Genomic DNA, 1,502 nt, shown 5'->3' with positions numbered 1-1,502 from the left:
GTAAAGCGAATAGCTGGTCTTTTAGTCCCGTAACTTGTTTTAAATCACTGTAATTATAAGAATAACCCAATTTTTTTAGGGTTAAACCGATGACTTCGCGACGATTATCGATTAGGGCAATTTTACTGGTTAATTCCGGTCGCCATAGATCGGACCAATCCTGTGGCCGCCAGTCAAATTGAGCGAATTTTTTCTCATTATAGGCAATTACTGTCATTCCCCAACGGTAGGGCGCACCCCAGACTTTTCCCTCTGTTTCCAGTTGTCCTTGAGCATTGCGAGTCATATTTTCTTGCCAACGGGGGGGCAGTTTTGACCAATTAGAGAGTTGAGAAGTATCTAGGGGTTGAATTAAACCGTTGCTAATCGCTTTTCCTAGCCAAGCATCTCCTAGGGTGACTAAATTACCCATGGCTGGGTTTTGTTCCCTAAAAGGGATAGGAAACGAAAATTGTGAGGTTGGTTGCCCCTGATTTTTTAACCATTTTTCCAATAATTCTAATAGCTCTTTCAGCTGCCTTTCCGACTGAAAATTGACTTTTTTTTCGGCAATAGTTTTCTGAAAATCTGTTAGTAATCGCGGCGGAATCGAACCGGACAGGAGAAAAATGCTCGGCTCGCCGCTTCTGGAAGCGCAGCCATTTAACCCCCCCGCTAAGGCGATTGTACCTAATCCTTGCAAAAAAGAACGTCTATTTAACATATCGCCCGCCGATTCTCAACTTTAACAGTAATAATTGCCAGTTTCTAGCCTTGAATTATTATAGGACGATTTTTAACAAAATGTAAACTAGGGAGTTTTGCCGCTACCGATTTCAGCCATAGAGAGGCTTTGTTGTTAACTTTTATGGTATAAAACTCTGATTTTGTCCTAGTTAAAGCTAGGATAGAAGGAGTAAGCTAAGGGGAGAGGGTATAAGACTATGCCAAACAATCATGATCGAGATTTCCATTATTCTTGTCGTTGTGGACAAGCCAATTTTCAGTCGGTAAAACATCAATCGGGTATTTTATTAATCGGGGGAGCGGAAGGAGGTAAATTAGGAGAAGATCAAGCGACCACATGGTTATTGAATCGGGCTAAAGGCGGTAATTACTTAGTGTTGCGCTTTGGCAATCTTGGCGGTCAAGCCGATTGGATTTGCGACAATTATCCCTCCCTGATCGGCTCGGCAGCGGAACTATCAATTGATAGTCGTGAAGGGGCGAATCATCCTGATGTTATCGAATATATTCGTAATGCCGATATCCTTTTTTTTGCCGGTGGTGATCAAAATTAGTACGAGGATTTGTGGGAAAGCACAAAGGTGGAAACAGCGATCAATTATCTAATCAACGACAAAAAAGTTCCCGTGGCGGGAACCAGCGCAGGAATGGCTATTCTGGGGGATTTTTACTATGCGCCCACTCACGAAGGAGTACTGAGTTCAGAAATATTAAATAATCCCTTTCACTTCAACACCAAAGACTTCTATCGGAGTGATTTTATTCGGGTTCCTTTT

At 42.3% G+C, this 1,502-nt stretch carries 1 protein-coding gene and 1 pseudogene; one reads left to right on the top strand and one right to left on the bottom strand.

Going from position 1 to position 1,502, the window contains the following annotated elements; genetic code table 11:
* Positions 1-703 (bottom strand): ABC transporter substrate-binding protein (locus tag PX484_RS19605; RefSeq protein WP_288105199.1); only part of this gene is annotated, 703 nt, incomplete at its 3' end.
* A gap of 220 nt (positions 704-923) precedes the next feature.
* On the opposite strand from PX484_RS19605, the pseudogene PX484_RS19600 reads away from it, so the two are divergent.
* Positions 924-1,502: pseudogene (locus PX484_RS19600) on the top strand (Type 1 glutamine amidotransferase-like domain-containing protein); the annotation flags it as partial.

Origin of the sequence: Microcystis sp. M49636_WE2, from assembly GCF_030065375.1 — a bacterium.
Taxonomy (GTDB): Bacteria; Cyanobacteriota; Cyanobacteriia; order Cyanobacteriales; family Microcystaceae; genus Microcystis; species Microcystis aeruginosa_C.
Note: the sequence above shows the minus strand (reverse complement) of the source record. Positions and strands in the feature narration are given on the sequence as shown.